Below are 24,587 nucleotides of genomic sequence, written 5' to 3' on the forward strand. Positions count from 1 at the left end.
TTGCGTTATGACATAATTTTCACCAAGTTTTGCTGAGGGAAAATATCTGTAAATTTTTGGTACGCAAAATCTAAAAAGCCGGCAGTTGTGGCAATTGATAGAGGAATAAGGGTTTCTGCAGCTTTGGAATAGCTTTTAGTTGAACAGCCATTTTCAATTGATACTAGGGGATAAAGCTGCGCTGATAGCTTAGCGTTTTGCTTAATCCACTGTACTGGATGTGTAAAGGAAGAGTATAAACCGGTTTTGGCAGGGAAGCTGTACCAGTTGCTCGCTGCCCATTTCTCAAATTCTAAGTGCCCATCAAAAACGACTCCTGTTGAATGATGGGGTACACACATATCTTGTACTAAGTGCAAGGCCGCTCCAAGATAGAACATTCCTTTGACCATTTCTTTAGAAAAGAGGGACATGGCTTTGTTGAAATAATATTGACACTCAGCGCTTGCATCTGGCCATTGGACGCGGTTTTGATCGCTGTTCCAATTATAATAATGACAAACATTTTTCCAGCCACGGTCTGCCCATAACAGGCCTTTTTTAAGATATGTATGATAGTCCTTGAAAAAGTTGGCTGCTCTGGACTTGTTGTCTTGTTCTAAGAGGCGGTAAGCTTGTTCTAAGCTATAGATGTGAGGAAGGCCCGGAGAATTAAGTAAATACTGCAAAGGTCCTACAGGGGCTAAGATCATTTTGGTCATTTTCCCCAGAGTGTATGTATATACACTGACGTTCATGAGTTTATCACCTCTTCATTTTAATCTTCCCAGAAAGGCTTTGCTGAGTTAACTCCTTTCAGATTCGAACTATCTTTAGCTTCAACCTTATTCTAAAGCATGAACGTAAAAGACGTATTGTCAATCTGTTAAAATAAAGTAAATATGCAAAAAGTACAATCATATTGCAATATGCTGCTTGCCATAAGGCATCAATAGAAGTTGATACCCCCCTGGAAGATAATCAGAATCAGAATCAGAATAAATATTGATCCTCGGAGATATTCTAGGATAATTAAGAGATTGAGATACAAGGTTTCAGGCATTAATAAATTATTAAAGGAGGCTGTCTAAATGCCATTTATCAAACTTGAAGCCGGGAAAATTGATAAGGAGAAAAAAGAAAAACTAATTAATGAGTTTACTAGAGTTGCCAGTGACATTCTTGGAATTTCAGAAGAAGCCTTTATAGTATTAATTAAAGAGAATGAGATGGATAATTGGGGTACAGGGGGTAAATTACTTAGCAAAGTGTTAGCAGAAAGAGGAAACAAGTAGATAAGCAGTCCAACAAAAGGTTGCCAGAGCGGATAGGACGTTCTGGCAATCGAAATTTAGCAGCCGTTTTCATTTTCTTGTAAATAATAAATTTAATAATAAAAAAACAATTTTTGAAGGATTTTCCTTTTTATTCTCGAAATAACATAACGATCAGTTATTTACCTTTTTTTATATAACCCGCTATAAGACTTAGAGTGACTAGAAAATCAGATAGATATAAATATCAGATGATTATGAATTATCGGAGGATTTTAATATCTATGGCTGCAACGTTTCGAACAATTAAAGATTGGGAAGTATTTGTTGATTTTAAAAAAGAGATAATTCAGCTTAGGGAAGAACGAGTTAATCTTCAATCAGAGGTTTTTTCGCTAAAAAAATCCCTAAAAAAAGAAATTGAGAATAGAGAATACCTAGAAGGTGAAATAGCAAAACTGGGGCGTTTAAATATTATAGGTCAGTTGGCGGCAGGTCTTGGACACGAAATTCGAAATCCTATGACAACTATTCGAGGGTTTCTTCAAATGTTACAAAGTAAAACGGATTTACTCGTCTTTCAAAACTATTTTGAATTAATGATCGAGGAGTTGGATAGGGCCAATCTAATTATTACAAATTTCTTATCTCTTGCCAAAAATAAACCGACTGAAATTAAACGCGTGAATCTCAATAAGTTGCTGGAAAACCTATTTCCGTTATTAATTGCTGATGCTTATAGTCAAGATAAGAAGTGTATTTTTCAACCGGGTAAAATTAAGGAAATTGATATTGATTCCAATGAAATTACACAACTAGTCTTAAACTTGGCCCGAAACGGTCTTGAAGCAATGCAGCCCAATGGCTGTCTTACGATTGAAACTTTTATGGAAGAAGATAGTGTTGTCCTTAGTGTAAAGGATGAAGGAAAAGGAATTGATGAAGAGAATCTAAAAAAGCTTGGCGATCCTTTTTTTACTACCAAAGAAAACGGAACCGGCTTGGGTCTGCCCATGTGCTTCACAATTGCCAATAGATATCATGCTCATATAGACGTTGATACTGGTCCAGACGGAACTACTTTTTTTGTTCGTTTTCCCAGACCTTGCGATGAGATTGAATAATTGCTTTCCTAAAAAATGAAAGGGGCTGTGTTTTCTCACAGCCCCTTTTTCAAGTGGGATTACCGTTACTAATTATACCTGCGCGCTCCTAAATAACGGGAAGCATAAAAACTGTCACTGAGACTGGAGACTTCAATACCACTGTTAGGGTTACTGGCATGAATAAATCGTCCCCCCCCCATATAAATGCCTACGTGAGATGCACCACTAGTGTATGTAGTGAAAAACACTAAATCACCAGGCTGAAGGTCATTTTTGCTGACAGAACGTCCTGAAGCAAATTGAGCATAGGAAGTACGCGGCAGGGATATTCCGGAATTAGCATAAACATATTTTGTAAAGCCCGAACAGTCGAAACCACTGCGAGTGGTTCCACCGAAGACATAGGGCGTACCCTGTAAGCTAAGAGCTCGACCCACAATGGAGGAATTATTACTGCTTCCTCTGGAAATACCATAAGCAACCGTCACATTGCCAGGCCCTTTAGCAATGACTTGATTTACAGGATTTTGAGTGACTTTTTCAGCTAATACTTTTTTAGTTACGTCGATACCATTTTTGCGCACATAAGAATAAGTAACTAATTTTGCGCCATTACTTCCTTGGGTTTCAATTTTTGAATTGTCAAAGGCCAAACTCGGATCAATTTTCGTTACAACATCGTAGGGTATTGTTTCCGACCCTGAATAAGTTCCTTTACTAACAACGGTAAGATAAGGTGTGGAATCAACAAGCTTTATAGTTTCACCGGGTTTCAGCATGGTATTTTTAGTTGACCCCGGATTACCGGCTAATACATCATCGGTTAACATATCGTTTTTGCGGGCGATAAGCCACCAAGAATCATTAGGCTGAACGGTATAGTTTTTCGTCGTTATCTTGCCACCCATCAATACCTTAAAAGCTTGATCAGCTGATTTTACTTGATCCGGTGAGACTTCAGCTTTTTCGACACTAACATTCTCAGCAAAACTTATTGATTCGATCTTATTTTCAGAACTGGGTTTTGCATAATAATCTTGGTATTTTTTAAGAACCTGATTCACGTCTTCTTTATTTGGCAAAACAGCGACAACAGATCCATTTGCTTTTAAGCTATAACCATCAAAATAACATGATATGTCATTTTTTAGTTTTTCTTCATTTAAAGAAGATTCCAGATAGACAGCTGGACTAATTCTGACGTTCTCATAAGTTATAACGTCGTGAGTTTTGGCAACTACACCATAAGGTTTGCCTTCCTGTTGCAAAACTGTTTTTACAAGGTTTTCAGCTGTCGCTGAATTTTTTGCCAGGCCAATCTGATGACCGTTAACAAGAACTGCTGCCGCAGAAGTCGTCGTTGTAAGGTTGTAGGTGACCCCACCTATTAAAATGAGAGAAATCGATAAGGTAACGATAATTTTTGGCGATTTCCAAGAAATCTTTTGTAACGTATTGCGCGAAAACTGTTGGATAACCAGTTTCCTTTGAGTCCAATCGAAATGTTTGATTCGGCTAAGTACTTCGCCTTGAATCTGAGACAGTTTACGAGACCATTGCATATTTTTCACCTTTCACAATTGCCTACGAGGTTAGTTGACGGATTCGGGCAGGAAGGTGTAAGCCCTTCGCGTATTATACGCGATTAACCCCATAAATAAAATCCCCCGTTCTAGACGACTCTAGATTCGGCATTCCTTCTCCTTTCATTAAACATATCATTAATTATTCGACACTATATGCAAATGTCCTCTAAATTTATTTATGAAATACTTGTGAAGTTTTAAACTCACTCTAAAAAACTTGCTATTTCCCGTTTAAATGAGTGCAAACTCTAGGACTTAACGGGCATACTAACAGCAAAATAACTCTCAATATTTAGGGAACTTTAATAAGGGGGGGCGTGTTGTGTACAGACTTAATTCTATGCAGCAGAAAAAAGTCCTTGATTCTTTTCATAAAGTTGTGGACACGCGAAATCCAGAACTAATCGGTGAGGACTTATTTAATCATTTAAACCTAAACTGTAATTTTTCTTCCCATTTTACTCTGGAAGGGTTTCGAGATGCTTATAGCGGCGATCATTTTCAGGAGTTTTTAAATTACTTTGATCGCTGTTCTCCCCAAAGTCAATGGCTTAAAGCACCGGAAATTAGCCGAGAATTTGCAGAATTGAATCAGAAAATGGTTGATTACGGAAGTGATCATATCTAAAATAAGTCGCGGATAAGCCATTGGGAAAAGTCAATGGCTTTAATTGTGGTCATATTTTATACCATATTTTTGTAGGCGATAAAGCAATGTTGGGCGGGTAATTCCTAAATATTTTGCTACCTTGGTCTGATTATAGTTGTGTTTTTCCAGAGCCTTAATGATAAGATGTTTCTCTAATTCTCCTAAAGAGAAACCACTTTCAGTAAGCTGTATCTCCGGCGTTGTCAATTCTTCGAGATGATTGAGCAACTCTTTAGGAAAATGTACCGATTTGATTTCCGAACCCTGACAAACAATAAGGGCTCTTTCAATAACATTTTGCAGCTCTCTGATGTTTCCGGGCCAGTTGTATTGGGTTAAGGTTTTCATAGCTTCTGAGGAAATTTTTTTACTTTTAGTAGGGTCGAATTTTTCTAAAAAATGATTAACAAGAAGAGGAATATCCTCTTTTCGTGATCGAAGGGGAGGCATGACAATGCCCATGACATTTAAGCGATAGTAAAGATCTTCTCGAAAGGTTCCGCTGGATATAGCCGCGGCAAGGTCCCGATTCGTTGTGGCGATGACTCGAACATCAACGTGGATTGTTTCGGTTCCGCCAACTCTTTGAAAACAGCGTTCTTGTAATACTCTTAACAACTTTGCTTGCATGTTAATAGGCATTTCTCCAATTTCATCAAGGAGGATTGATCCCTTATCGGCGACCTCAAAGCGCCCTTTTTTTCTGCTGGTTGCGCCGGTAAAGGCCCCTTTCTCGTGGCCGAATAATTCACTTTCTAAGAGGTGTTCCGGAAGAGCGGCACAGTTTACTGCCACGAAGGGTTTGTTGAAACGATTGCTGGCTTTGTGAATTTCTAAAGCAGCAACTTCTTTTCCCGTTCCGCTTTCACCGGTAATCAGTACTGTTGTACCGGTTTTGGCAACCTGACGGATTAAGAGTGAAACTTCTTTCATCGGTTCACTCTGCCCAATAAGTTTACCATATTGTTTTCCCAATTCCTGACGTAAAAAATCAACTTGATTTTCCAGATTGGAAAGATGAAGCGCTTGTTGAACCTGGACTTTGATTTTTTCAAGCTTGAACGGCTTTGTGATATAGTCCATAGCACCAATTTTCATCGCCTCTATGGCCGTATCAATAGTCCCATGGGCGGTAATCATGATGACAGGTACATTAGGGTATAAAGATTTTAGCTCTTTTAATACTTCGATGCCATCGAGATCAGGCATTTTTAAGTCTAAAATTACCAGCGAGGGTTCATTTTCTTTGGCCAATCGAATGCCCTCTAACCCCCTTGTGGCAGTCATCACCTGATATCCTTCATGGCTGAGTGCCCTCTCGAGGGCCCAGCACATTCTTTCCTCATCGTCAATGACCAGAATTTTTGGTGTCAAGAAGATCACTCCTGTCTTAGAATTTTAGGCAGTACAGGAAGATTAATCCGGAAAGTAGTTCCTTTTCCCATTTTGCTGTCAACGTCAATGGTTCCGCCGTGCAATTTTATACTTTGATAGGAAATTGACAATCCAAGGCCGGTACCGGCCTTTTTTGTTGTATAAAAGGGATCAAATATTCTTGATTTATCGTTTAGAGGGATTCCCTCTCCAGTATCCGCAAAGCTTATGGCAATGATGTTCTCCTTTTCTTCCGTGGTTATTGCCAGTTCGCCGCCTTCGGGCATCGCTTCTGACGCATTAACAATGATGTTTACAAAAACTTGTTTAAGCTTTTCGGTATCAGCTAAGATTTGAGAGAGGTTATTTGCCAGATCTAATTTTACGTGGACCTTTTGCTTGCGCAGCATTGCGGCGGAGAAAGAGAGGACACCTTTGATAAGATCATTAATGGAACATTCTTTAGAGGCAACTTTAGTAGGACGTCCGAAATCTAAAAGTTCCTGAATCTCAAAATCTTGGCGGTCGATTTGTTCTTCTATTGCCCGCGTAAATTCTTCAATACCGGTCACTTGAGAATATTCCTCTTTCATCAATTCAACCAAGGTTTTAATGATAGCAATTGGATTGCGTAATTCATGAGCTACACCGGTTGCCAGACGGCCAAGAGCAATCAGGTGCTCTGATTGTCTCAACTGATCTTCCAATCGTTCCTTTTCGCTGAGGCCAACGGCCAAGCGGTTAACTGCTTGAGCTACCTGACCAAGTTCTCCAGGCATTTCAGGAAGCAAAAGATGAATATCATTTTCCATGCGGTTTAACCCCTGCTTTAAGCGGTTAACTCCGGTCATTAAGTTTCTGATAACAATAAGGGCACCAATCATAACAATGGCCAAGACTGCAAGAATAAAATACCTTTCGAGTTTTCGAAAGAAGCTGCTCTGATAAAAGAAAGGATTAAGCCGCTCTTCGACCCACATTACGGCGACGACTTTCTTATCTAAAACTACAGGGGATATATATTCAACGACTTGATCATTCCATGAACCGGATATGCGAAAGAGCGGAGTATTGCTCATCTGAGTCGCAACTAATCCCGGTTTTGTATTGTCAAAGATATCCTTTTCCCTTTGAGCTTCTTCTTCTTGTGAGAGGTTACGATAGTTATGCAGGAAACCAAGTACGGTGATCTTTTCCGTTTGGGGAATATACAAGCCAAAGCGAATTCCTAAATTAGCCTGTATCTGTGGGTTCACAACTTGAGTGAATTCGTCTTGAAGCAAGGATGAAGAAATTTTATGTGATCCTAAGGACAATGATTGAAGATTTTTCGAAAAGTCCTTATTGATACTGTTGACCAGGGCTTCAAGCCGTTGTTCTTTGTCTAGGAAAACAACTTCATCTGTCTTTGAAGCGAAAAAAATGTCATACATTAGAGCAACGGATGGTACAAGCATGATAATGGCTATTATAATTACGATCTGATTTCGTAAACTGCTGCTTTTAAAAGTAGAGAATAATTTGTTTTTTCTCAGCATATAATCACTTCCGTTGTTATAACTGTAGTATATGCTACAGTTGTTATTTAAAAAAGTGGGGGGCTTAAAAACTGGATAAATAGCTCAAATGAGCATAGAATCCCTGTGGTAAGGTGTAGCATTTGCTACACTTTTTAATTATTTAATTGGCGAAGATCTTGATCTATGGCCTTTTAGAGTCTGGCACGCTTTTTGCTATGTAACTTAGGTATATAAAATTATACCACAATCTCAAAGTAAAGCGTGATATTGTTCCTATGGCGCATTAATTCAAATACGAAAGGTGGAATTACCTTTGTCTAGCTTAGTACTTAATAAGTATTCACCTTTAGTTGATAAAATAGAAACAGAGTCCGGAGATCGATCTTCCCATTTTTGGCTTTTAGTTAATCCTAAGTATCCGGCTGTCCGTAATGACATCTGGGTACCGGTTCTTGAAGTGATCCAGGATCAAGTATACCGAAAACTCAAAAAAAGAATTGAGACTAGAAATATCTATATAAAAAGTATGGTCAGCGATATTGGCTTAGTTTCTAATGCTTCCCATTTATGGTCAACATCTGAAATTGCAGATGATATTATATCGTTCAAGGAAAGTATTCTCGAATATCGGCCCAAACTATTAGTTACCTTTGGTACTCTAACATATGAATTAGTAAATCGTATCTGTGAATCGGGATCAGAAAGAGAAACTAAGTATTGGAACAGCGCAAATTTAGAATACGAATTCGAAAAATCTATTGCAAACTTTGATATCAACAGCACAAATAGGATCCCTCTGCCTCGTCGAGTTATGACAAGGGGTAAGTTAATGGAAGACTACGATTCTTCTTGGGAAGTTTGTGAAAATTACTTTAAGGATGTTGGAACAAAGATTGCTGAGAGAATCATTGAACATGAGCATGAACTTAATATTTGGATTAATTGATGTGTCTGAATTTCATTAGATATGGAATAGATTTAGATATAAAAAACCGCTTTGAAAGCGGTTTTTTTTTGCATGAAGCTAATAGACATTAATTCAGCTAGTGAACGCAGTCTGCGCAACGGGCAGCACCTATAGCTGTGCTTGGCCACGATTGTTTAGGCCACAATAGAATTTGTCTCGGTTAGACAATCTTTTATTACGTTATATATTCTGTCCGACAATTCATTGGCCTGATCTTTTGTGAGACTGTCGGTGGGGATGGGATCTGAAATAATAATTTCAACATGGGTCGGCTTAATCAGAAAGCCATTTTGTTCCATAATCTTATAAGAACCGCGAATTGCAATGGGAACAATAGGAACTCCGGCCTTTATTCCCAATTTTAAGCTTCCAGGCTTAAATTCACCTAACGTTTCACTCTTACTTCTCGTCCCTTCGGGGAAGATAACCATGGAATAGCCCTTTTTAAGATGATCTGCGGCCTGATTAATAACTTTGAGTGATTGGCGGATATCGGAACGGTCCATAAAGACACATTGCATATGTGTCATCCAAGTACGAATAAAGGGTATTTTAAGCAGCTCAATTTTAGCTATAAAGGCCTTGGGTTTTTCTATGTATCCCAAGAGTAAAGGGATGTCAAAGTTACCTTGATGGTTGCTCACAAAAAGGACGGGGCCGGAAGGGATTTTCTCCTCTCCGGAGATTGTAACTGTTACTCCTGCACACTTTATTAAGGATCGAGCCCAGTTTTTAGCCATTTCAGCAGTGATTTTGTCACGTTCGGAAATTCGTCCCAGCTTGGACAGACGATTAATCTTCATTAGGGCGGGTTCGATAGCGATAAGGTAGAGCCAAAAGTAGATAAACCAAATAAATGTCCGGATCATTATTTCGTTCCTCTCAATACTGTTTTATAGATATTATAGCTTAGAGGAAGGATTGATAAAATATTCATGTGAAAAAAGTGATGATTATTTTTTAATCTTGGATATAATGGGGTATTGTTTCTTCAAACTCCTTGACTACTTAAGACGTAATAGGTAAGGAGTTTGAAGTTTAAACGTTTGTTTTGGAAGTTTCAGAAAGATTCATATCGGACGGTATTATCCAAGCTCTTACGCAAGGTACCATGCCGATCGCTGGATGCCGGTTCAGCTGCGGAATAACCGATTACTAAAATAGTTAAGGGTTCATAGTTGTCGGGAATGTTGAATTCTTGGCGTAGAGTTGTTTCATCAAAGTAGCAGATCCAACATGTTCCTAATTCAAGTTCGGTTGCCTGAAGCATCATATGATCCGTCACAATGCTGACATCAATTTCTCCAATATCTTTGCCATCGAGAGGCCTTTTCCAGGTAACACTGTGATCAACACAGACAATTAAAGCGACAGGTGCTTTATAGATGTTCGCACATTTGGATATCTTTTCTAACCCCTCCTTTGAGCAAATGGCGAGGATTCTTTGGGGCTGTGTATTTGCCCCCGTTGGGGCAACTCTGCCGGCTTCGAGAATCTTTAGCAGTTTTTCTTCCTCAACTTCCTTGGTTTGGTATTTGCGAACCGAAAAGCGTTTTTTAGCGAGTTCTAAAAATTTCAATCCATATCACCCTTTCTCAGTATGCTTTAAGTATTATAACTAAAAACAAAAGCTGGTATGAATTCGAAACATATAATCATAAGTTAAATTCTCTCAGTAAAAAAGAAGTGTAATGGCAGTTCACTCTGCATCGTCTTAAAATTACGATATAGAAAAAATTTTAGTATTGTCATATAATAGGTCTGTTAATCGAAAGAAGGGTTTATATGCTAAATTTATGGCTGAGCATAGCTCTCATAGTTCTTATAATATTGTTTTTTTTAATTCTTATTCATTTAATAAGAAAGAAGAATAAAGAACTGAAAGTTTTAAACAGTTATTTGCATTTGAGAAATGAATTTTTTACCGAAGTGTTCAAGAATACTCAAGATGGTATTCTAATTATTAATCAAAAAGGGCAGATACTTAATGTTAATGAATCATTAAGAAGAATGTTTGATGTTGAAAACTTAGAAATTATGGGTTCGGTTGTTAGTGATGTCATGATTGTCACGGATAAAGAGGAATTTCGGAAAATTTATAATGAAATTTTGGAAGGAAGAACAGTAATTTCTGATATATCATGTTTTCGCAAAGATGGATCTCCTATTCAGGTTCGAATGATGGCGTTCCCTTTGAAAATCGAACCAGGCGAAACCAGAATCTGTATACTTTTGAACGATCTTGCTAATACAAAGAGCTCTCTAAAAGATTTGGAATTGCAAAAAGTATATTTCCGCAAGCTTTTTGAAAACTCCCCGGAGGCTATTTGCATCTTGGATACTGAAGATAAGTTTATAGATGTGAACTGTGCCTTTGAAAAAGTGTTTGGATACTCAAAAGAGGAACTGATTGGCTCGACAATTAACGATAAAATTGTTGCCTTAGAGCAGATCGACAAAGCCACTGAGCTTTCCAAAAAGGTTATCAAGGGAAATATCGTTGAATATGATACTCTCAGATCGCGTAAGGATGGGAGTTTTGTTCATGTACATATACTCGGCTACCCTTTAATATTTGAAGATAAACGTATTGGCCTGTTCGGAATTTACAAAGATATTACGGAGCAAAAAAGGGCTGAAGAGGCTTTAAAAGCAAGTGAACATACGTTTAGAACTCTCTTTGAAGGTTCCTCTGATGCAATTTTGATCCTGGATGATAACAAATTTATAGACTGTAATCCTGCGACGATAGGACTATTAGGATATGATTCTAAAGGGAGTATTATCGGCAAAAGTTTTTGGGAGCTTTCACCGCCATTCCAAGCCAAAGGAGTTTCTTCTCAGGAGAAAGCTATGGAAATCATTAAGACTACTCGTAGGAATAAGAAGTTTGAGTGGCTTTTGAAAAAGAAGGATGGGACAATTATTCCCGGAGAAGTCATGCTGACGTCCATCCTAATTAATGAAAAAAGAGTGTTTCATGTCTTATGGCGAGATATCAGCGAACGTAAAAAAATGGAACGACGGTTTGAGTTTTTGAGTTATCGTGATTTTTTGACAGGATTATATAATCGCCGATTTTTTGAAGAAGAGCTTAAACGTTTAGATGTGCAGAGAAACTATCCTTTAACTGTTGTTTTTGTCGATGTTAACGGTCTTAAGCTTATTAACGATTCTTTTGGTCACAGTATGGGGGATCAACTTCTAAAAACAGTGGCCGAGGTTATAAAAGGTTCCTGCCGATCCGACGACATTATTGCCCGCCTAGGCGGGGATGAATTCGTTCTTCTTCTGCCTAAAACCAGTGCCAGTGAAACAGATCAAATTCTTAAGCGCATTAAAACTCGGGCCTTAGAAGAGAAAGTAGGGTCCATTGCTTTATCGGTCTCTTTCGGATATGAGACAAAGACACATAAAGGTGAAAATATTTATGAGATTTTAAAAAAGGCCGAAGATTATATGTATAAGAAAAAGCTCTTTGAAAGCCCGAGCATGAGAGGAAAAACCATTAAGGCGATAATTAGCACTCTGCATGAGAAAAATAAACGTGAAGAGCAGCATTCTCATCGAGTATCAGCACTTTGTGAACGAATTGGCAAAGCTCTGGACCTTCCCGAAGGGCAAATTGAAGAACTAAAAACTGTTGGCTTGCTTCATGATATCGGTAAAATCGCCGTTGAAGAAGCAATCTTAAACAAGCCTGGCAAATTAACCGATGATGAATGGGAAGAAATAAAAAAGCACCCGGAAATAGGTTATCGCATCCTTAGCACGGTCAATGATATGTCTGAAATGGCGGATTATGTTTTATCTCATCATGAACGTTGGGATGGGAAGGGATATCCTAAAGGGCTAAAGGGTATAGCGATCCCACTGCAGTCTAGAATTATTGCCATTGCTGATACTTATGATGCTATGACCAGTGAACGAAGCTATCGCAAGGCTTTGCCTGAAACCATTGCCTTGCGGGAATTGAAAATTAACGCTGGAGTTCAGTTTGATCCTCAGTTAGTAGAGATTTTTCTTCATGACGTAGAAAATTACTCAGCATAATTCCTTGCTTCGGTGGGGATAGGGCCCAGCTTTAGCTGAACGAGTTTACTCACTTGACAAGCAGGTGGTTTTCAATTATACTGAGAGAGTTAAAAGGGAGTAGTTTTAAATTACAAAGTCAACATACCCGGCAAGAACTCTTGCCTGGCTTTGTAAGCCCAAGTGGTAACAAGACTTTTGACATGGTCTTAAATGACTATGTCAAAAGTCTTTTTTATTTACCTCAAGGTTTATATTTGAAGTGAGGAGTGGTTATATTCATTAAGTAAATCGAAATTTAATAGGGGGTAGGGGATAATAGGAAAGCAAAAGGAGGATCTATGTGAATTATTATCAAAAAGAAGCCCAGGCGGTTATTGCCGAATTAAAGAGCGACGAAGACAGTGGATTATCTTTTTCTGAAGTTAGAGCCAGAATTCAGCGTTATGGGAAAAATGTTTTTACTCCTAAGCCCAAAGAGAGCCTTTTGGTCAAAATTATGGAAAGCTTAAAAGAACCTTTAATTATAATTCTTTTAATATCAGGGGTAATATCATTGCTCATGGGGCACCTGCCGGATGGGCTGGGAATCTTCGCAGCCGTTCTTATAGCCACAACTATTTCCGTAATTCAGGAAGGCAAATCGGATAAAGCCTTCGAAGCCTTGGCTAAGCTGAGTGATGATGTTCTGGTGAAAGCAGTGAGAGATCGCCAGATAATTCATATACCGCAAAGTGAGCTTACTATCGGTGATATTATCCATTTAGAAACAGGGGAAAAAGTTCCGGCAGATGCCAGAGTTATCCATTGTTCAAACCTCGGAATTGATGAATCTCTGCTGACTGGTGAAGCAGAATCTGTCACCAAAAAATCCAAGCCTATTGAGCGGGAAAATTGTCCCCTGGCTGAACAAACCAATATGCTGTTTTCAGGCACCATGGCCATCGAAGGACGGGCTATTGCTATAGTAACTGCTGTTGGCGATCAAACAGAAATGGGTAAAATTGCTGAAGAGTTAAAGGGGGAGACGACGGCTCAAACTCCCCTGCAGGAGAAATTAGCGGATCTTGGCAAAAAAATCTCAATTATTGGATCGATAGTAGCAGCTGCAATTTTTCTTTTCGAGTTGTTTATCATGTATCGACAAGGGTTGTTTGTTCCGGGTAATATCGCTTCGGCCTTGCCGGGAGTTAAAGACGCTTTTATCACTTCCGTAGCTCTTATCGTGGCTGCGGTTCCGGAAGGCTTACCGACTATGGTGGCAATTACCCTTGCATTTAACATGCAGAAAATGGCTAAAAATAATGCTTTAGTCCGTAAGTTAATTGCCTGTGAAACAATTGGTTCTGTGAACGTCATATGTTCCGATAAAACAGGAACGTTAACAGAAAACAAGATGACTGTGGTAGAGGCTTGGTGTAATGGTCAAGAGGCATCCGCTGAGAGCCTGAATTGTCCTGCATTATTAGAGAATTTCTGTCTTAATACGACAGCAGATATCACGAAAAAGGATGGTCAATATACGTTTCTGGGAAATCCAACGGAATGTTCGCTTCTTGTCTATGCTGATACGAAACAAATTAACTATCGGGACCATCGCAAACGGTTTGGCGAGCCAGTTGCCGAATACAATTTTACGTCAGCAAGAAAAATGATGTCCACGGCTTATGAAACGGCAGATGGCTACCGTATTTATACCAAGGGCTCCCCGGAAAAAGTCCTTAAGATTAGTGATAGAGTCTTGGTAAATAATGAGATTGTTCCCTTAACTCAGGAACACAAAGATAGAATTGAAGCTGGAATTAAAGAACTTCAGGATCATGCACGGAGAGTATTAGCCTTTGCTTACACCGATTTTAGAGCAGAGCCTCAATGGGAAGATATCTACAATGTGGAAAAAAATCTTATTTTTACAGGCTTTGTTGGAATTGAAGATCCTTTGCGCAAGGACGTCAAGGAGGCTATTGATCAGTGTCGTCGGGCTGGTATTGCGGTTAAAATTTTAACCGGGGATAACATTAACACTGCTAAAGCTATCGCCGATCAACTGGAAATTATCCGCAAGGATTCTCTGGCTCTCGAGGTTACAGATATTGATGCCATGAGTGATGAGGAGCTGAAAAGCAAACTCAGTAACATTGTTGTCATAGCGCGTTCAAATCCTACGGCTAAAATGAGAGTTGTTAAATTGCTGCGTGAAAACAATGCTTCCGTAGTTGTTACCGGCGATGGCATCAACGATGCTCCTGCTTTGAAAGCGGCTGATGTTGGAGTTGCTATGGGAATCACCGGAACTGAAGTTACCAAGGAGGCTTCGGATATTGTCTTGTTGGATGATTCATTTTCCAGCATCGTCAAAGCTATAAAGTGGGGGCGAGGCATTTATGAAAACTTTCAGCGCTTCATTCAGTTTCAGTTGACTGTTAATATTGTAGCCTTCATCACAGTTATTTTGGCAGAAATCATAGGTTATAAAATGCCGTTTACAACCCTGCAATTGCTGTGGGTAAATATTATTATGGACGGACCGCCGGCCTTAACTTTAGGTTTAGAACCTCCCAGAGAACATTTGCTTGAAAAACGGCCGATTAAACGGAATGCCTCTATTGTTACTAAAGATATGTTATTAAAAATCATAGCCAACGGTTTGTTTATCGTGGCTGCCTTAATTTTCCTTCTGAGAACTCAAATTCTTGGGGGAAGTGAAGCACAGCAATCGACCATTGTCTTTACGTCGTTTGTACTCTTCCAGTTATGGAATGCCTTTAACTGCAGAGAATTTGGAGAAAAGAGCATCTTCCCTTATATTCATAAAAATAAAACTATGCTCGGCGTCGTATTTCTAACCTTTTTAATTCAAATTATGGTTACCCAATTTGGCGGGCAGGTATTTAAAACAGTTCCTCTTGAACCTTATCTATGGTTAAGAATGCTTGGATTTACGTTTAGTATCGTTGTGTTCAGTGAATTTTTAAAACTTATTATGAGAGTTGGGCAAAAGTTCGTTAAGATTAATAACTTATAGTTTTTGTTTCTATCCTGAAAGAATTTGTTATGGGCTAGGCGCTTTTAGCGAAAGTGTCCATAGGACACTTTCATCACTGAAGCCTCGATGTTCGGCTTTAGCTGAACGAGTTCACTAGGATCGATTTACTGAATAGGATGTTTACGTTTATCATTATAGTTCAGCAGGAGTATCCATTCACAAGGATACTCCTTTACTGTTTCCTTTAAACTTTCTGGAAAAGCAATAGCTTCAAGGGAGGAGCCTTGCCAATAATAGTAGACTCTCCCCTCTTGCCGTCTATGGTTTGTGAGATTCGGCGATCCATGGCCTAAGGCTCGCCTAGCTTATTATACAAATGTTTACAAAACCTTAACGTTCAAGGGTGTGTCTTTTAGTATAATAAGCTTGAAAGTGGGTGCCAAAAATGTCTCATGATCTAGATATAGTCGATAAGTTAATTTCTTTAATGTCCTCAGGAAAATATAACGCCCATGATAGACTGCCCTCTGAAAATGAAATTGCCGATACTTACGAGGTTCCTCGAATTACAGCGCGGAAAGCTTACGAAAGACTTGAAGAAATGGGATATATCTATAAAAAGCAGGGAAAAGGGAGCTATGTCAAAGACCGATATCAGCAAATTGAACTTGTTCTGACAGGAGATGTGAGTTTCAGTCAAAAAATGATCGAGAAAGGGTATGACTTCCAATCGAAAACGATCTTTTGCCAAGAAATTAAGTACAACAAGAAAATTTATAATTACTTAGAAACTACTAAAGAGGATAAGATCTTCAAAGTCGGCAGGTTAAGGTATATTGATCGTCAACCAATAGCGCTGCATGTCTCTTATCTTGCAAAATCGGTCTTTGAGGATATTGATGACGTCGGCAGGGATATAACCTCAATGTTTCAGTATTATCACAGTAAAGGGTATACACAATTTGACTCTAAACCCAGCGTCTTAAGTGTTTCTTTTCCCACGGCGTCTCAGAGAACATTGTTTAATTGTCCTCATTTGATTCCTCTCTTAGTTTTGGAATCGGGTTGCATGGATAAGAAAACGGGTAAGGTATTGGAGTATCTCAAAATTTATTATCGAAGCGATTGCTTTTCTTATGTTCTATGTTAAGGAACAAGACCAACTTTTACGCTCTCGCCCTGAATCCTAACTTAATAAGTTAATTGTATTACAAAAAACGGCATTTCCAAGGGTTATTTGCTGAACTGACAGCGAATAACCCTGGAAATGCCGTTTTTTAATTGAACTATTTCCGACGGGGTAGAGCCCATCCTTCAGTGCATTTTATTTACGAAGATTTAACGGAGCCCATACAGAGCTTTAACACAGCCAACTTGGCAACAAGTTATGCTCAATATGTAAACGATAAACGCTTGCAAAGGATGGCTGGGTCATGATTAGAAAACAGCGAACAGAGATCTTAATTAAAGGTTCTGCGGAAGTTTCTGCAAAATTAGCCCATGAAATACTCCAGATTTATGACGTTAGGACCATTGAAGAAAGCAAGAATAGTTTAGTCATGGTAAAAGTTCGGGAGGGCGCTCAGCGAAGCTTATTTTACTTAGGTGAGGTACTTGTTACCGAATGTAAGGTGATGATCAACGGTTTTTTGGGAATTGGTATGGTCAAAGGGCATGAACCAAACTTAGCCTATAACCTGGCAATTATTGATGCGGCCTATAATGGGGATTTGCCAGAAACCAAAGCATGGACTAAGGCCTTATTGCAAGAACAATTTCACATTAACGAAAACTATGAGGCCCTAAAGAAGCAAGTCTTAAAAACAAAAGTTAACTTTAACACCATGGATGTTCAATAAGAGGGGGGATAAGTAGATGAAACTAGATCTCGTTCATGATATCCAAACAGCTTATCGCAAAACGCTTGCTTCCATGTCTCGGCCGGGCTTAATCAAAAACCTTCGTGATCAGGCAGATAAGGTGGCTATGGAGATTGGATGTTTTAACTCAACTCTAGTATTGGCCCTGATGCTTTTCGATACAGAAGTAACCTTTAAAATATGCTCGGAACATGAAGCTGAGATGGCCAAACTTATTAATCAGTTAACGTACGCCAAAGCAACAGAACTGGAGAGTGCCGATTATATTCTGATCTTACATGACTCGAAACCGGGGGATTTGGAGGAGGCTTTTCAAATAGCCCGCAGCGGAGATTTGCTGGACCCTCACAAAGGAGCAACCTTGATCATTGAAACAGACGTCGTGAGTAATGAACGGAACCTCACTCTGAAAGGGCCCGGAATCGAAAAAGAAAACTATATGGATGTAACGCTGAACGGCCAGTGGGTTGATTGGCGGGAAGAAAAAAACTCTGAATATCCTCTGGGAATTGATTTAATCTTTACAGATCGGGAAGATAACATTTTGTGCCTCCCGCGGACAACTCAAATTATAAAACAGGTGGTTGGATAGATGGGGTATGTTGCTGTTAAAGGCGGGACTCTTGCCATTGAAGAATCGCTGAAACGACTAAAATATGAGCGGTTAAAAAAGGGAGTCGTTGTTGATTGTCAGAGAATTGAAAGCGGAATGCGCTGCTTAATTGACCAAGTTATGTCGGAAAGCAGTCTATATAATGAAACGTTGGCAGCTTTGGCCATAAAGCAAGCGGAAGGAAGTCCTGAAGAAGCTGTCTTTTTAATGAGAGCCTACCGTTCAACTCTGCCACGCAATCATTATTCCCGCGTTGTTGAGCCTGAGGACATGATGGTCGAACGCAGAATATCTGCAAGTTTTAAAGATATACCCGGCGGACAGATTTTAGGTGCTGCTAATGATTATACTCATCGTTTGCTTGACTTTAACTTAAGTGAGGAAAGCGATGAAGAGGCGATCAATTGGGTATGTGATTATGTCCTGGAAGGCGGAGAAGGTAACGATAGAACAGATTTGGCTAATTTACCTAAGGTGGTGGATTATCTGCGGGAAAATGGTTTGATGTCAGTTTGTGATAATGATAACCACGAACCGGATGATGTTACAAAAGAGAGTCTCCAGTTTCCGGCAAGCCGAAGTGAACGGCTGCAGATTTTAACCCGAGGGCAGACAGGAGCTGTTACGTCTCTGGGGTATGTAGCCTTACGCAGTTTCGGGGCCCTTCATCCTACGGTGGGGGAACTGCGAATGGGAAACCTGCCCCTTTATGTGGATAATCCCTTTAATGAACAAAATGAAAAAGACGATGGTTACTACATCGGTGAAATTAAAGTCACGGAAGTCGAGACATTGTTTCCAGAAGATATTCAGAACATTAATGGGGAAAAAGAGATTGAATTTAAGCTCGGCTATGGACTTTGTTATGGCCAAAATGAGACAAAAGCAATTGCCATGAGTATTCTTGACCACTGTTTAGAAGTGGGTGAATCAGAGCATGCCATTAATGACGAGGAGTTTGTCCTGCTGCATATCGATTCCGTCGAGTCTCCGGGTTTTATCTCACATCTGAAATTGCCCCACTATGTAACGTTTCAGTCCAAGTTGGACAGCGTGCGACAATCGAAAAAAGAACCTGCCCTAAACCAAGGGAAAGAATGAGGAGCTGCATTCATGAAGATTGAATATAATTTCGCTTTTTTTGATGAAGGGTCTAAACGGGAAATTAGAAGGGCAACCTTAAAAGCTATTGCCATCCCCGGTTATCAGGTGCCTTTTGCTTCCAGGGAAATGCCCATCGCCAGAGGATGGGGAACGGGAGGACTTCAATTAACCCTTTCCCTGGTGGGAAAAGAAGATATTCTGAAAGTTATTGATCAAGGCTCTGATGAATCGGTAAATGCCGTCAATATTAAGAAACTAATTGCCCTTACAACAGGAATTGTTGTTACAGACGAAACGACTGAAGCGACCATCATCCAATCGAGACATCGGATCCCCGAAACCCCCCTGCAAGAAGATCAGATCCTCGTTCTCCAAGTACCGATACCAGAACCTCTTAGGTATTATGAACCGAGTGAATATGAAACTAAAAAACTTCATGCGGAACATGAATACAGTGGTGCTTGGCTCATGCTCTTTGAGCAGATCGTGAACTATGGGGCCATGTCCACAGGAGCAGATCATCCTGTTATGGTTCACAGCAGATATGTGATGGCACCCAGCCCTATTCCGAGATTCGATAACCCCAAGCTGAATCAGAATAAAGCCTTGATTCTTTTGGGCGCCGGACGTGAAAAGAAGGTTTATGCAGTACCTCCCTACACAAAGGTTGCGTCTCTGGATTTTGCGGACTATCCCTTTAGGGTTGAAACGTTTCAGGATAAGTGCTGCAGATTATGTGGAGCTAAGGACGTATTTCTGGATGAACTATTGAATGATATTACGGGTGAAGCCTTATATCAATGCAATGACACCAGCTATTGCCTGCAAAGAATGAATGGAATTTCAAAAGAATGAGGGATTGCAATATGGATGATTCCGAACGGCCTGTTTTAGCGGTGCGAAATATTAATAAACAATATGGTCAAGGATGTGTCAATTGCCGTGGGGCAAAAGGGGAGGGTTTGCTGAAAAATTATTGTCCCGTTTGTGGTACGGTATATGCCTGCAGGGATATCTCCTTTGAAGTTTATGCGGGAGAGATTTTAGGAATCGTGGGAGAAAGCGGCAGCGGTAAGTCGACGATGATGGAGTGCCTTTATTTTGACCAGGAAGTAAGCAGCGGCGAAGCTTATATTGCCTCCTATAAAGGCGGTGAAACAAATGTCTTCGAGGAATCTTCACAGCAGAAACGCTATATAAGGAATCATCTCATGGGAAAGGTGTATCAAAACCCCCTCATGAGTCTCAAGATGAATTTCTCCTCCATTGGAAATATCGCCGAGAAGCTGATTTCAGCCGGAAACAGGAATGTGGGACAGATGAAGGTCCGCGGGGAAGAACTGTTGGAGCACGTTAATATCCCTGTCTACCGTATGAAAGAAGCTCCTAAGAACTTCTCGGGAGGGATGCAGCAGAGGGTTCAAATTGCTAAAGCTTTGTCGAACAATCCGCCGCTGCTGCTCCTCGATGAGGTCACGACAGGATTGGACTTATCCGTTCAAGCCAGTGTCCTGGATTTAATCAAGAGCATTCAGAGACAGTTAAAGATTTCTATGATTATCGTGTCTCATGATTTAGGTGTTATCAGAATGTTGGCTGATCGAACTCTTGTTATGCTTGACGGACAGGTAATTGAACAAGGTTTAACGGATCAAATTTTAGAAGATCCCCAGCATGGTTATACTCAGAAACTTGTCCAATCCTTGTTATAAGTGCTAGCAGATGAAGGAGATAGCATATGTTTATAATCACTAATGCTCAGATCATTACGGAAGAGTCAATCTTGACAGGGTATGACCTTCTGATCAAAGACGATCGAATTTTCAAGATCGTGGCCCAAGGTGAAGACGCTCTAACCGAGGAACTTCAAGAAGACATTCAAGTTATTGACGGGGCAGGCGGCTATGTCGCACCGGGGTTTATTGATATTCACTCGGACTATATTGAGACAATGGCAGCACCAAGACCGACCTGCCTAATGGATTTTCAAATGAGTCTTCGCGAAACTGAGAGACAGTTAGTCTCTCATGGAATTACCACTATGTTCCATTCTTTATCCCTTTTTAAAGACACTGAGTATAAGCGCAAACCCATCCGCAATCCTGAAAATGTTCGGAAATTCATCGATTTAGTTGCCGGAACTGGAACCAACCATTACTTGATACGACATAAATTTCACGCCCGGTTTGAAATAGACAATGTTAACGACGTGGAGGAATTAAAGGAGTATATCGAGGAGAAAAAGGTTCAACTTGTTTCCTTCATGGACCATTCACCTGGCCAGGGACAATACCGGGATTTAGAGGTTTATAGGAATATGGTCAAAAGCTATAACGATTTAGAGGATCAGGTGATTGATCAAATTATTGACCGTCATCAAAGGAAGGAAAAAGTAACGATTGATGGGATTCGGCAAATCGCAGAACTGGCTCGGGAAAAGGGTATCGCTATTGCGTCCCATGATGATGACACTGTCGGAAAATTAGACTTGGTACAAAGCTGGGGAGTGACAATCAGTGAATTTCCCATCTCTTTGGCAATAGCTCAAAAAGCCAAAAAGAAAGGATTATTCACCATGGCAGGTGCCCCCAATATTCTCTTGGGAGGTTCCCACAGTGGAAATTTATCTGCAGCTGAAGCAATCCTAGCGAACGCTATTGACATCCTCTGCAGTGATTATTATCCGCCTGGGATGCTGCATGCTGTGTTCATGCTTCATGAAACGCATAAATTTGGTCTTGTCGATGCTTTCAAATTAGTAACCCTAAATCCGGCCAAAGCAGTCTCTCTGGATCAGGAAATCGGCTCCATCAGAGAAGGAAAAAAAGCAGACCTCTTGATTATACAAATGATTGAAGAGAATTATCCAGTTATTACCGCGGTAATCATTGACGGGAAGTTAAAGCAAACAACATCGTATTCAGCATGAAGGTTGAGTAAGTTGGGAAAGGTCGGATGAAATAATTATGATCGAAAGGCTTAGTCAGAAACCTTGTATTCATGAGAACTGCCAGCTGGACAATGTTGAATTGGGTCAGTATACAGAAGTAGGGATTTATAACGTCTTGGAAAATGTCAAATTGGCTGATTTTTCCTATACAGGGCCCTTTTGCATTGCCCAAAACGCCGAAATCGGCAAATTTGCCAATATTGCGGCGATGGTAAGAATCGGACCTACCGATCATCCCATGGATAGGCCTACCCTGCATCATTTTACCTACCGCCGCAGGAAGTATGGTTTGGCAGAATCCGATGATGAACAGTTCTTTCAATGGAGGAAGGAGCAGAGGCTCGTAATTGGCCATGATACTTGGATTGGACATGCTGCCATCATTATGCCTGGTGTGAAAATCGGCAATGGAGCGGTGGTAGGCAGTGGTGCAGTGGTTACGAAGGATGTGGATCCCTATACTGTTGTAGTCGGAGTGGAGGCTAAACCCATCAAGAAACGATTTTCTGAAGAGTCTGTTCAAATACTTGAGGAGATTAAGTGGTGGGACTGGTCCTATGAAATGATTAAAGAAAGGCTTAATGATTTTTATCTTCCTATCCATGAATTTCTAGAGAAGTATAAAAAAGCAGGTGCGTAAATGGAAGAAATATTAGTTGTCCAGGATTTAACCAAATCCTTTATCATTCACAATTTAGCTAAGCACATCGAAGCGCTTCATGATATTTCCCTTAACCTAAAAGGAGGTGAATTCGTCGGGATTACAGGGAAAAGCGGCAGCGGAAAATCAACGGTCTTTAAGTGCATATATCGTACTTATGTACCCCAGAATGGACAAATTTGGTATAACTCGCAAAAATATGGCTTTGTAAATTTAGCAGAACTCTCAGAACGACAAATGATCTATCTTCGGAAACATGAAATCGGTTACGTATCACAGTTTCTAAATATAATGCCGCGGACAACCGCACGGGAACTGGTAAAACAAGCCGTTTTAGAAATGGGATCTGGTGAAGATTATGCCAATATGGAAGCTCAGCGAATGCTGGAACATTTTGAATTGGACAAAGAATTATGGGATTGTTATCCCGGAACCTTTTCCGGCGGTGAAAAGCTGCGCTTAAATATTGCCAGGGCTATGGTCAAGCGTCCTAGGTTACTGCTTCTGGATGAACCTACTGCCAGTTTGGATCATGCTTCAAAAATAAAAGTGCGGGAACTGATTGAGCAATTGAAACGAGAAGGAACAACGATGATGGGAATCTTTCATGACCTGGAATTTATGGAAAACCTCTGTACTCGGGTTTATACAATGAGTAATGGGATATTACATGATCTTCAAATTTAACCTAAATATTACAATTGTTTAATGGGAACATAATTATTGTTAGGTAAAATACAGATAAGGCTTATGGACATCGCAATCATATTTTAAACATCGAGAGGAGAATAAAAAACGTGAAAAAAGCCACTTTATCGGTCATGGCAGTTCTTCTAATGTCTTCCCTGCTGGCGGGATGCGGCACTGCCGCTTCTTCAAGCTCATCTGCAAATTCTGGTTCAGGTTCAGGTGTTAAAGAGCCTGCAACAATTACCATCGCCTGGCTGCCTAATAATTCAGGAGATAATGAAAAGGCTTTTCGTGAGGAATTTGACCAGATCATCGCAAAAGCAACAGGAAAAAAAGTTGAAAATAAATTGACTACTGATTATGCTATAGCCATTTCAGCCTTGGAAAGTGGAGACGCTCAATTAGGGTATTTCGGACCGAATGAATACATTGTCTCACATGCTAAAGATCCCAAGGTCATACCTTTGGTGGTGGAAAGCGGAGATTCAGGGACTTTGAACGATGCCCTTTACCACAGCCGTTTTCTCGTAAAAAAAGGCAATGAAGATCAGTACAAATCGGGTGACAGTTACGACATTGATAACATAGCAGGAAAAAAAATGTCCTTCGTTTCCACCAGCTCGACATCCGGTTTTAATATGCCTGCCGCAGCAATACTGGGGAAATTCAACAGTCAGGACAAGTGGAAAAGTCTTACCAAAGATGACCTGGCCCAAGGCGGGAGCGGAAAATTTTTCAGCCAAGTTCTCTTTGCCGGCTCACACCAATTGTCCTTAGTAAATGTACTTACGGGCAAATCTGATGTTTCAGCAGTTGATGATCTTGATGTAGCCCAATATGTAACTCTCAGCTCAGGAAAAGACAATGAGACTGGGGCTGTATATACAGTTAAACAGGGTGCCGATGCTCCATTTAACACTCTTGCCGGCGCTCAATTTGAGATCATTAAATCCATACCGGTCTTTAACACACCCCTTGAAGCCAACAGCGCAGTGCTGAGTCAAAAAACCCTGGACGAAATAACTCAGGCACTTACCTCTGATGAGACAACAAAGGATACCAAGATATTTGCTCCGAAAGGTTCTCAAGGATCTGTCTTTGTCCAGCCCCACCGCTTCTTGAAAGTTGATGATTCCTGGTACGATCCCATGAGAAAAGTTCTTGGCTATTCAAAATAGAAGCAATAGTTTAAGTAACTAGTAATTATTGTTTTTCA

The 24,587-nt window shown here is 40.1% G+C and carries 22 protein-coding genes and 1 riboswitch; of the genes, 16 read left to right on the forward strand and 6 right to left on the reverse strand.

All coding sequences use genetic code 11. From position 1 onward, the window contains the following. Nucleotides 1-5: 5 nt before the first annotated feature. Nucleotides 6-737: a zinc dependent phospholipase C family protein gene (locus tag DEAC_RS06185; RefSeq protein ID WP_047809163.1), complete on the reverse strand. Its 732-nt coding sequence runs from the start codon at nucleotides 735-737 to the stop codon at nucleotides 6-8. A gap of 333 nt (nucleotides 738-1,070) precedes the next feature. Here DEAC_RS06185 and dmpI point away from each other — a divergent pair, with 333 nt between their 5' ends. Further along, entirely contained in the window at nucleotides 1,071-1,274 is a 204-nt protein-coding gene (dmpI, locus tag DEAC_RS06190; RefSeq protein WP_047809164.1) for a 4-oxalocrotonate tautomerase DmpI, read from the forward strand. 263 nt (nucleotides 1,275-1,537) lie between these two features. After that, nucleotides 1,538-2,377, forward strand: coding sequence for an ATP-binding protein (locus tag DEAC_RS06195; protein ID WP_053006302.1), 840 nt, complete (start codon nucleotides 1,538-1,540; stop codon nucleotides 2,375-2,377). 68 nt (nucleotides 2,378-2,445) lie between these two features. Here DEAC_RS06195 and DEAC_RS06200 read toward each other — a convergent pair whose 3' ends face one another. Further along, entirely contained in the window at nucleotides 2,446-3,921 is a 1,476-nt protein-coding gene (locus DEAC_RS06200) for a C40 family peptidase (protein ID WP_083995936.1), read from the reverse strand. A gap of 4 nt (nucleotides 3,922-3,925) precedes the next feature. Next, a riboswitch (cyclic di-AMP (ydaO/yuaA leader) is annotated at nucleotides 3,926-4,063 on the reverse strand. Between the two features lie 204 nt (nucleotides 4,064-4,267). Between DEAC_RS06200 and DEAC_RS06205 the strand changes: the two genes are divergently transcribed. Next, nucleotides 4,268-4,573, forward strand: a complete 306-nt coding sequence (locus tag DEAC_RS06205; protein WP_047809165.1) for a hypothetical protein — start codon at nucleotides 4,268-4,270, stop codon at nucleotides 4,571-4,573. A gap of 39 nt (nucleotides 4,574-4,612) precedes the next feature. On the opposite strand, the gene DEAC_RS06210 is transcribed toward DEAC_RS06205, so the two are convergent. Both DEAC_RS06210 and DEAC_RS06215 read right to left on the reverse strand, forming a co-directional pair. After that, nucleotides 4,613-5,968, reverse strand: coding sequence for a sigma-54-dependent transcriptional regulator (locus DEAC_RS06210; RefSeq protein ID WP_047809166.1), 1,356 nt, complete (start codon nucleotides 5,966-5,968; stop codon nucleotides 4,613-4,615). Nucleotides 5,969-5,973: 5 nt separating this feature from the next. After that, nucleotides 5,974-7,506 (reverse strand): ATP-binding protein, encoded by a 1,533-nt coding sequence (locus DEAC_RS06215; protein ID WP_047809167.1) that lies wholly within the window; start codon nucleotides 7,504-7,506, stop codon nucleotides 5,974-5,976. 295 nt (nucleotides 7,507-7,801) lie between these two features. On the opposite strand from DEAC_RS06215, the gene DEAC_RS06220 reads away from it, so the two are divergent. After that, complete coding sequence (locus DEAC_RS06220; protein WP_047809168.1) at nucleotides 7,802-8,434, forward strand: hypothetical protein; 633 nt, start codon at nucleotides 7,802-7,804, stop codon at nucleotides 8,432-8,434. A 155-nt stretch (nucleotides 8,435-8,589) separates the two neighbouring features. On the opposite strand, the gene DEAC_RS06225 is transcribed toward DEAC_RS06220, so the two are convergent. Both DEAC_RS06225 and DEAC_RS06230 read right to left on the reverse strand, forming a co-directional pair. Continuing rightward, on the reverse strand, nucleotides 8,590-9,324 hold the full coding sequence (locus DEAC_RS06225; protein WP_047809169.1) for a lysophospholipid acyltransferase family protein: 735 nt from the start codon (nucleotides 9,322-9,324) through the stop codon (nucleotides 8,590-8,592). Nucleotides 9,325-9,515: 191 nt separating this feature from the next. Next, nucleotides 9,516-10,034: a nitroreductase family protein gene (locus DEAC_RS06230; RefSeq protein WP_047809170.1), complete on the reverse strand. Its 519-nt coding sequence runs from the start codon at nucleotides 10,032-10,034 to the stop codon at nucleotides 9,516-9,518. 206 nt (nucleotides 10,035-10,240) lie between these two features. Between DEAC_RS06230 and DEAC_RS06235 the strand changes: the two genes are divergently transcribed. From DEAC_RS06235 to DEAC_RS06290, 12 genes are all read left to right on the forward strand, one after another. After that, complete coding sequence (locus DEAC_RS06235; RefSeq protein WP_083995938.1) at nucleotides 10,241-12,508, forward strand: PAS domain S-box protein; 2,268 nt, start codon at nucleotides 10,241-10,243, stop codon at nucleotides 12,506-12,508. 322 nt (nucleotides 12,509-12,830) lie between these two features. Next, complete coding sequence (locus tag DEAC_RS06240) at nucleotides 12,831-15,512, forward strand: calcium-translocating P-type ATPase, PMCA-type (protein WP_053006303.1); 2,682 nt, start codon at nucleotides 12,831-12,833, stop codon at nucleotides 15,510-15,512. A gap of 406 nt (nucleotides 15,513-15,918) precedes the next feature. Beyond that, entirely contained in the window at nucleotides 15,919-16,623 is a 705-nt protein-coding gene (locus DEAC_RS06245) for a GntR family transcriptional regulator (RefSeq protein WP_047809171.1), read from the forward strand. Between the two features lie 283 nt (nucleotides 16,624-16,906). Beyond that, on the forward strand, nucleotides 16,907-17,332 hold the full coding sequence (gene phnG / locus DEAC_RS06250; protein WP_047809172.1) for a phosphonate C-P lyase system protein PhnG: 426 nt from the start codon (nucleotides 16,907-16,909) through the stop codon (nucleotides 17,330-17,332). Between the two features lie 16 nt (nucleotides 17,333-17,348). Further along, nucleotides 17,349-17,945 carry a phosphonate C-P lyase system protein PhnH gene (gene phnH, locus DEAC_RS06255; RefSeq protein ID WP_047809173.1) on the forward strand — a complete coding sequence of 199 codons (597 nt, stop codon included), beginning with the start codon at nucleotides 17,349-17,351 and terminating at the stop codon, nucleotides 17,943-17,945. Then, entirely contained in the window at nucleotides 17,946-19,067 is a 1,122-nt protein-coding gene (locus DEAC_RS06260) for a carbon-phosphorus lyase complex subunit PhnI (RefSeq protein ID WP_047809174.1), read from the forward strand. Between the two features lie 12 nt (nucleotides 19,068-19,079). Then, nucleotides 19,080-19,925: an alpha-D-ribose 1-methylphosphonate 5-phosphate C-P-lyase PhnJ gene (locus tag DEAC_RS06265; protein ID WP_047809175.1), complete on the forward strand. Its 846-nt coding sequence runs from the start codon at nucleotides 19,080-19,082 to the stop codon at nucleotides 19,923-19,925. A gap of 11 nt (nucleotides 19,926-19,936) precedes the next feature. Next, nucleotides 19,937-20,782, forward strand: coding sequence for an ATP-binding cassette domain-containing protein (locus DEAC_RS06270; RefSeq protein ID WP_047809176.1), 846 nt, complete (start codon nucleotides 19,937-19,939; stop codon nucleotides 20,780-20,782). Between the two features lie 26 nt (nucleotides 20,783-20,808). Next, on the forward strand, nucleotides 20,809-21,999 hold the full coding sequence (gene phnM / locus DEAC_RS06275; RefSeq protein WP_047809177.1) for a phosphonate metabolism protein PhnM: 1,191 nt from the start codon (nucleotides 20,809-20,811) through the stop codon (nucleotides 21,997-21,999). 37 nt (nucleotides 22,000-22,036) lie between these two features. Then, nucleotides 22,037-22,660: a DapH/DapD/GlmU-related protein gene (locus tag DEAC_RS06280; RefSeq protein ID WP_047809178.1), complete on the forward strand. Its 624-nt coding sequence runs from the start codon at nucleotides 22,037-22,039 to the stop codon at nucleotides 22,658-22,660. Continuing rightward, nucleotides 22,661-23,368, forward strand: coding sequence for a phosphonate C-P lyase system protein PhnL (gene phnL / locus DEAC_RS06285; RefSeq protein WP_047809179.1), 708 nt, complete (start codon nucleotides 22,661-22,663; stop codon nucleotides 23,366-23,368). It begins immediately after the preceding gene. Between the two features lie 110 nt (nucleotides 23,369-23,478). Then, nucleotides 23,479-24,549: a phosphate/phosphite/phosphonate ABC transporter substrate-binding protein gene (locus DEAC_RS06290; RefSeq protein WP_047809180.1), complete on the forward strand. Its 1,071-nt coding sequence runs from the start codon at nucleotides 23,479-23,481 to the stop codon at nucleotides 24,547-24,549. Nucleotides 24,550-24,587 lie beyond the last annotated feature (38 nt).

Source organism: Desulfosporosinus acididurans, from assembly GCF_001029285.1.
In the GTDB taxonomy this organism is placed as follows: domain Bacteria; phylum Bacillota; class Desulfitobacteriia; order Desulfitobacteriales; family Desulfitobacteriaceae; genus Desulfosporosinus; species Desulfosporosinus acididurans.

What these genes read in the sequence shown, in the direction of transcription:
- DEAC_RS06185 (WP_047809163.1), bottom strand. Translation starts at nt 737, where the DNA reads ATGAACGTCAGTGTATATACATACACTCTGGGGAAAATGACCAAAATG.
- dmpI (WP_047809164.1), top strand. Translation starts at nt 1,071, where the DNA reads ATGCCATTTATCAAACTTGAAGCCGGGAAAATTGATAAGGAGAAAAAA.
- DEAC_RS06195 (WP_053006302.1), top strand. Translation starts at nt 1,538, where the DNA reads ATGGCTGCAACGTTTCGAACAATTAAAGATTGGGAAGTATTTGTTGAT.
- DEAC_RS06200 (WP_083995936.1), bottom strand. Translation starts at nt 3,921, where the DNA reads ATGCAATGGTCTCGTAAACTGTCTCAGATTCAAGGCGAAGTACTTAGC.
- DEAC_RS06215 (WP_047809167.1), bottom strand. Translation starts at nt 7,506, where the DNA reads ATGCTGAGAAAAAACAAATTATTCTCTACTTTTAAAAGCAGCAGTTTA.
- DEAC_RS06225 (WP_047809169.1), bottom strand. Translation starts at nt 9,324, where the DNA reads ATGATCCGGACATTTATTTGGTTTATCTACTTTTGGCTCTACCTTATC.
- DEAC_RS06235 (WP_083995938.1), top strand. Translation starts at nt 10,241, where the DNA reads ATGCTAAATTTATGGCTGAGCATAGCTCTCATAGTTCTTATAATATTG.
- DEAC_RS06245 (WP_047809171.1), top strand. Translation starts at nt 15,919, where the DNA reads ATGTCTCATGATCTAGATATAGTCGATAAGTTAATTTCTTTAATGTCC.
- phnG (WP_047809172.1), top strand. Translation starts at nt 16,907, where the DNA reads ATGATTAGAAAACAGCGAACAGAGATCTTAATTAAAGGTTCTGCGGAA.
- phnH (WP_047809173.1), top strand. Translation starts at nt 17,349, where the DNA reads ATGAAACTAGATCTCGTTCATGATATCCAAACAGCTTATCGCAAAACG.
- DEAC_RS06260 (WP_047809174.1), top strand. Translation starts at nt 17,946, where the DNA reads ATGGGGTATGTTGCTGTTAAAGGCGGGACTCTTGCCATTGAAGAATCG.
- DEAC_RS06265 (WP_047809175.1), top strand. Translation starts at nt 19,080, where the DNA reads ATGAAGATTGAATATAATTTCGCTTTTTTTGATGAAGGGTCTAAACGG.
- DEAC_RS06270 (WP_047809176.1), top strand. Translation starts at nt 19,937, where the DNA reads ATGGATGATTCCGAACGGCCTGTTTTAGCGGTGCGAAATATTAATAAA.
- phnM (WP_047809177.1), top strand. Translation starts at nt 20,809, where the DNA reads ATGTTTATAATCACTAATGCTCAGATCATTACGGAAGAGTCAATCTTG.
- DEAC_RS06280 (WP_047809178.1), top strand. Translation starts at nt 22,037, where the DNA reads ATGATCGAAAGGCTTAGTCAGAAACCTTGTATTCATGAGAACTGCCAG.
- phnL (WP_047809179.1), top strand. Translation starts at nt 22,661, where the DNA reads ATGGAAGAAATATTAGTTGTCCAGGATTTAACCAAATCCTTTATCATT.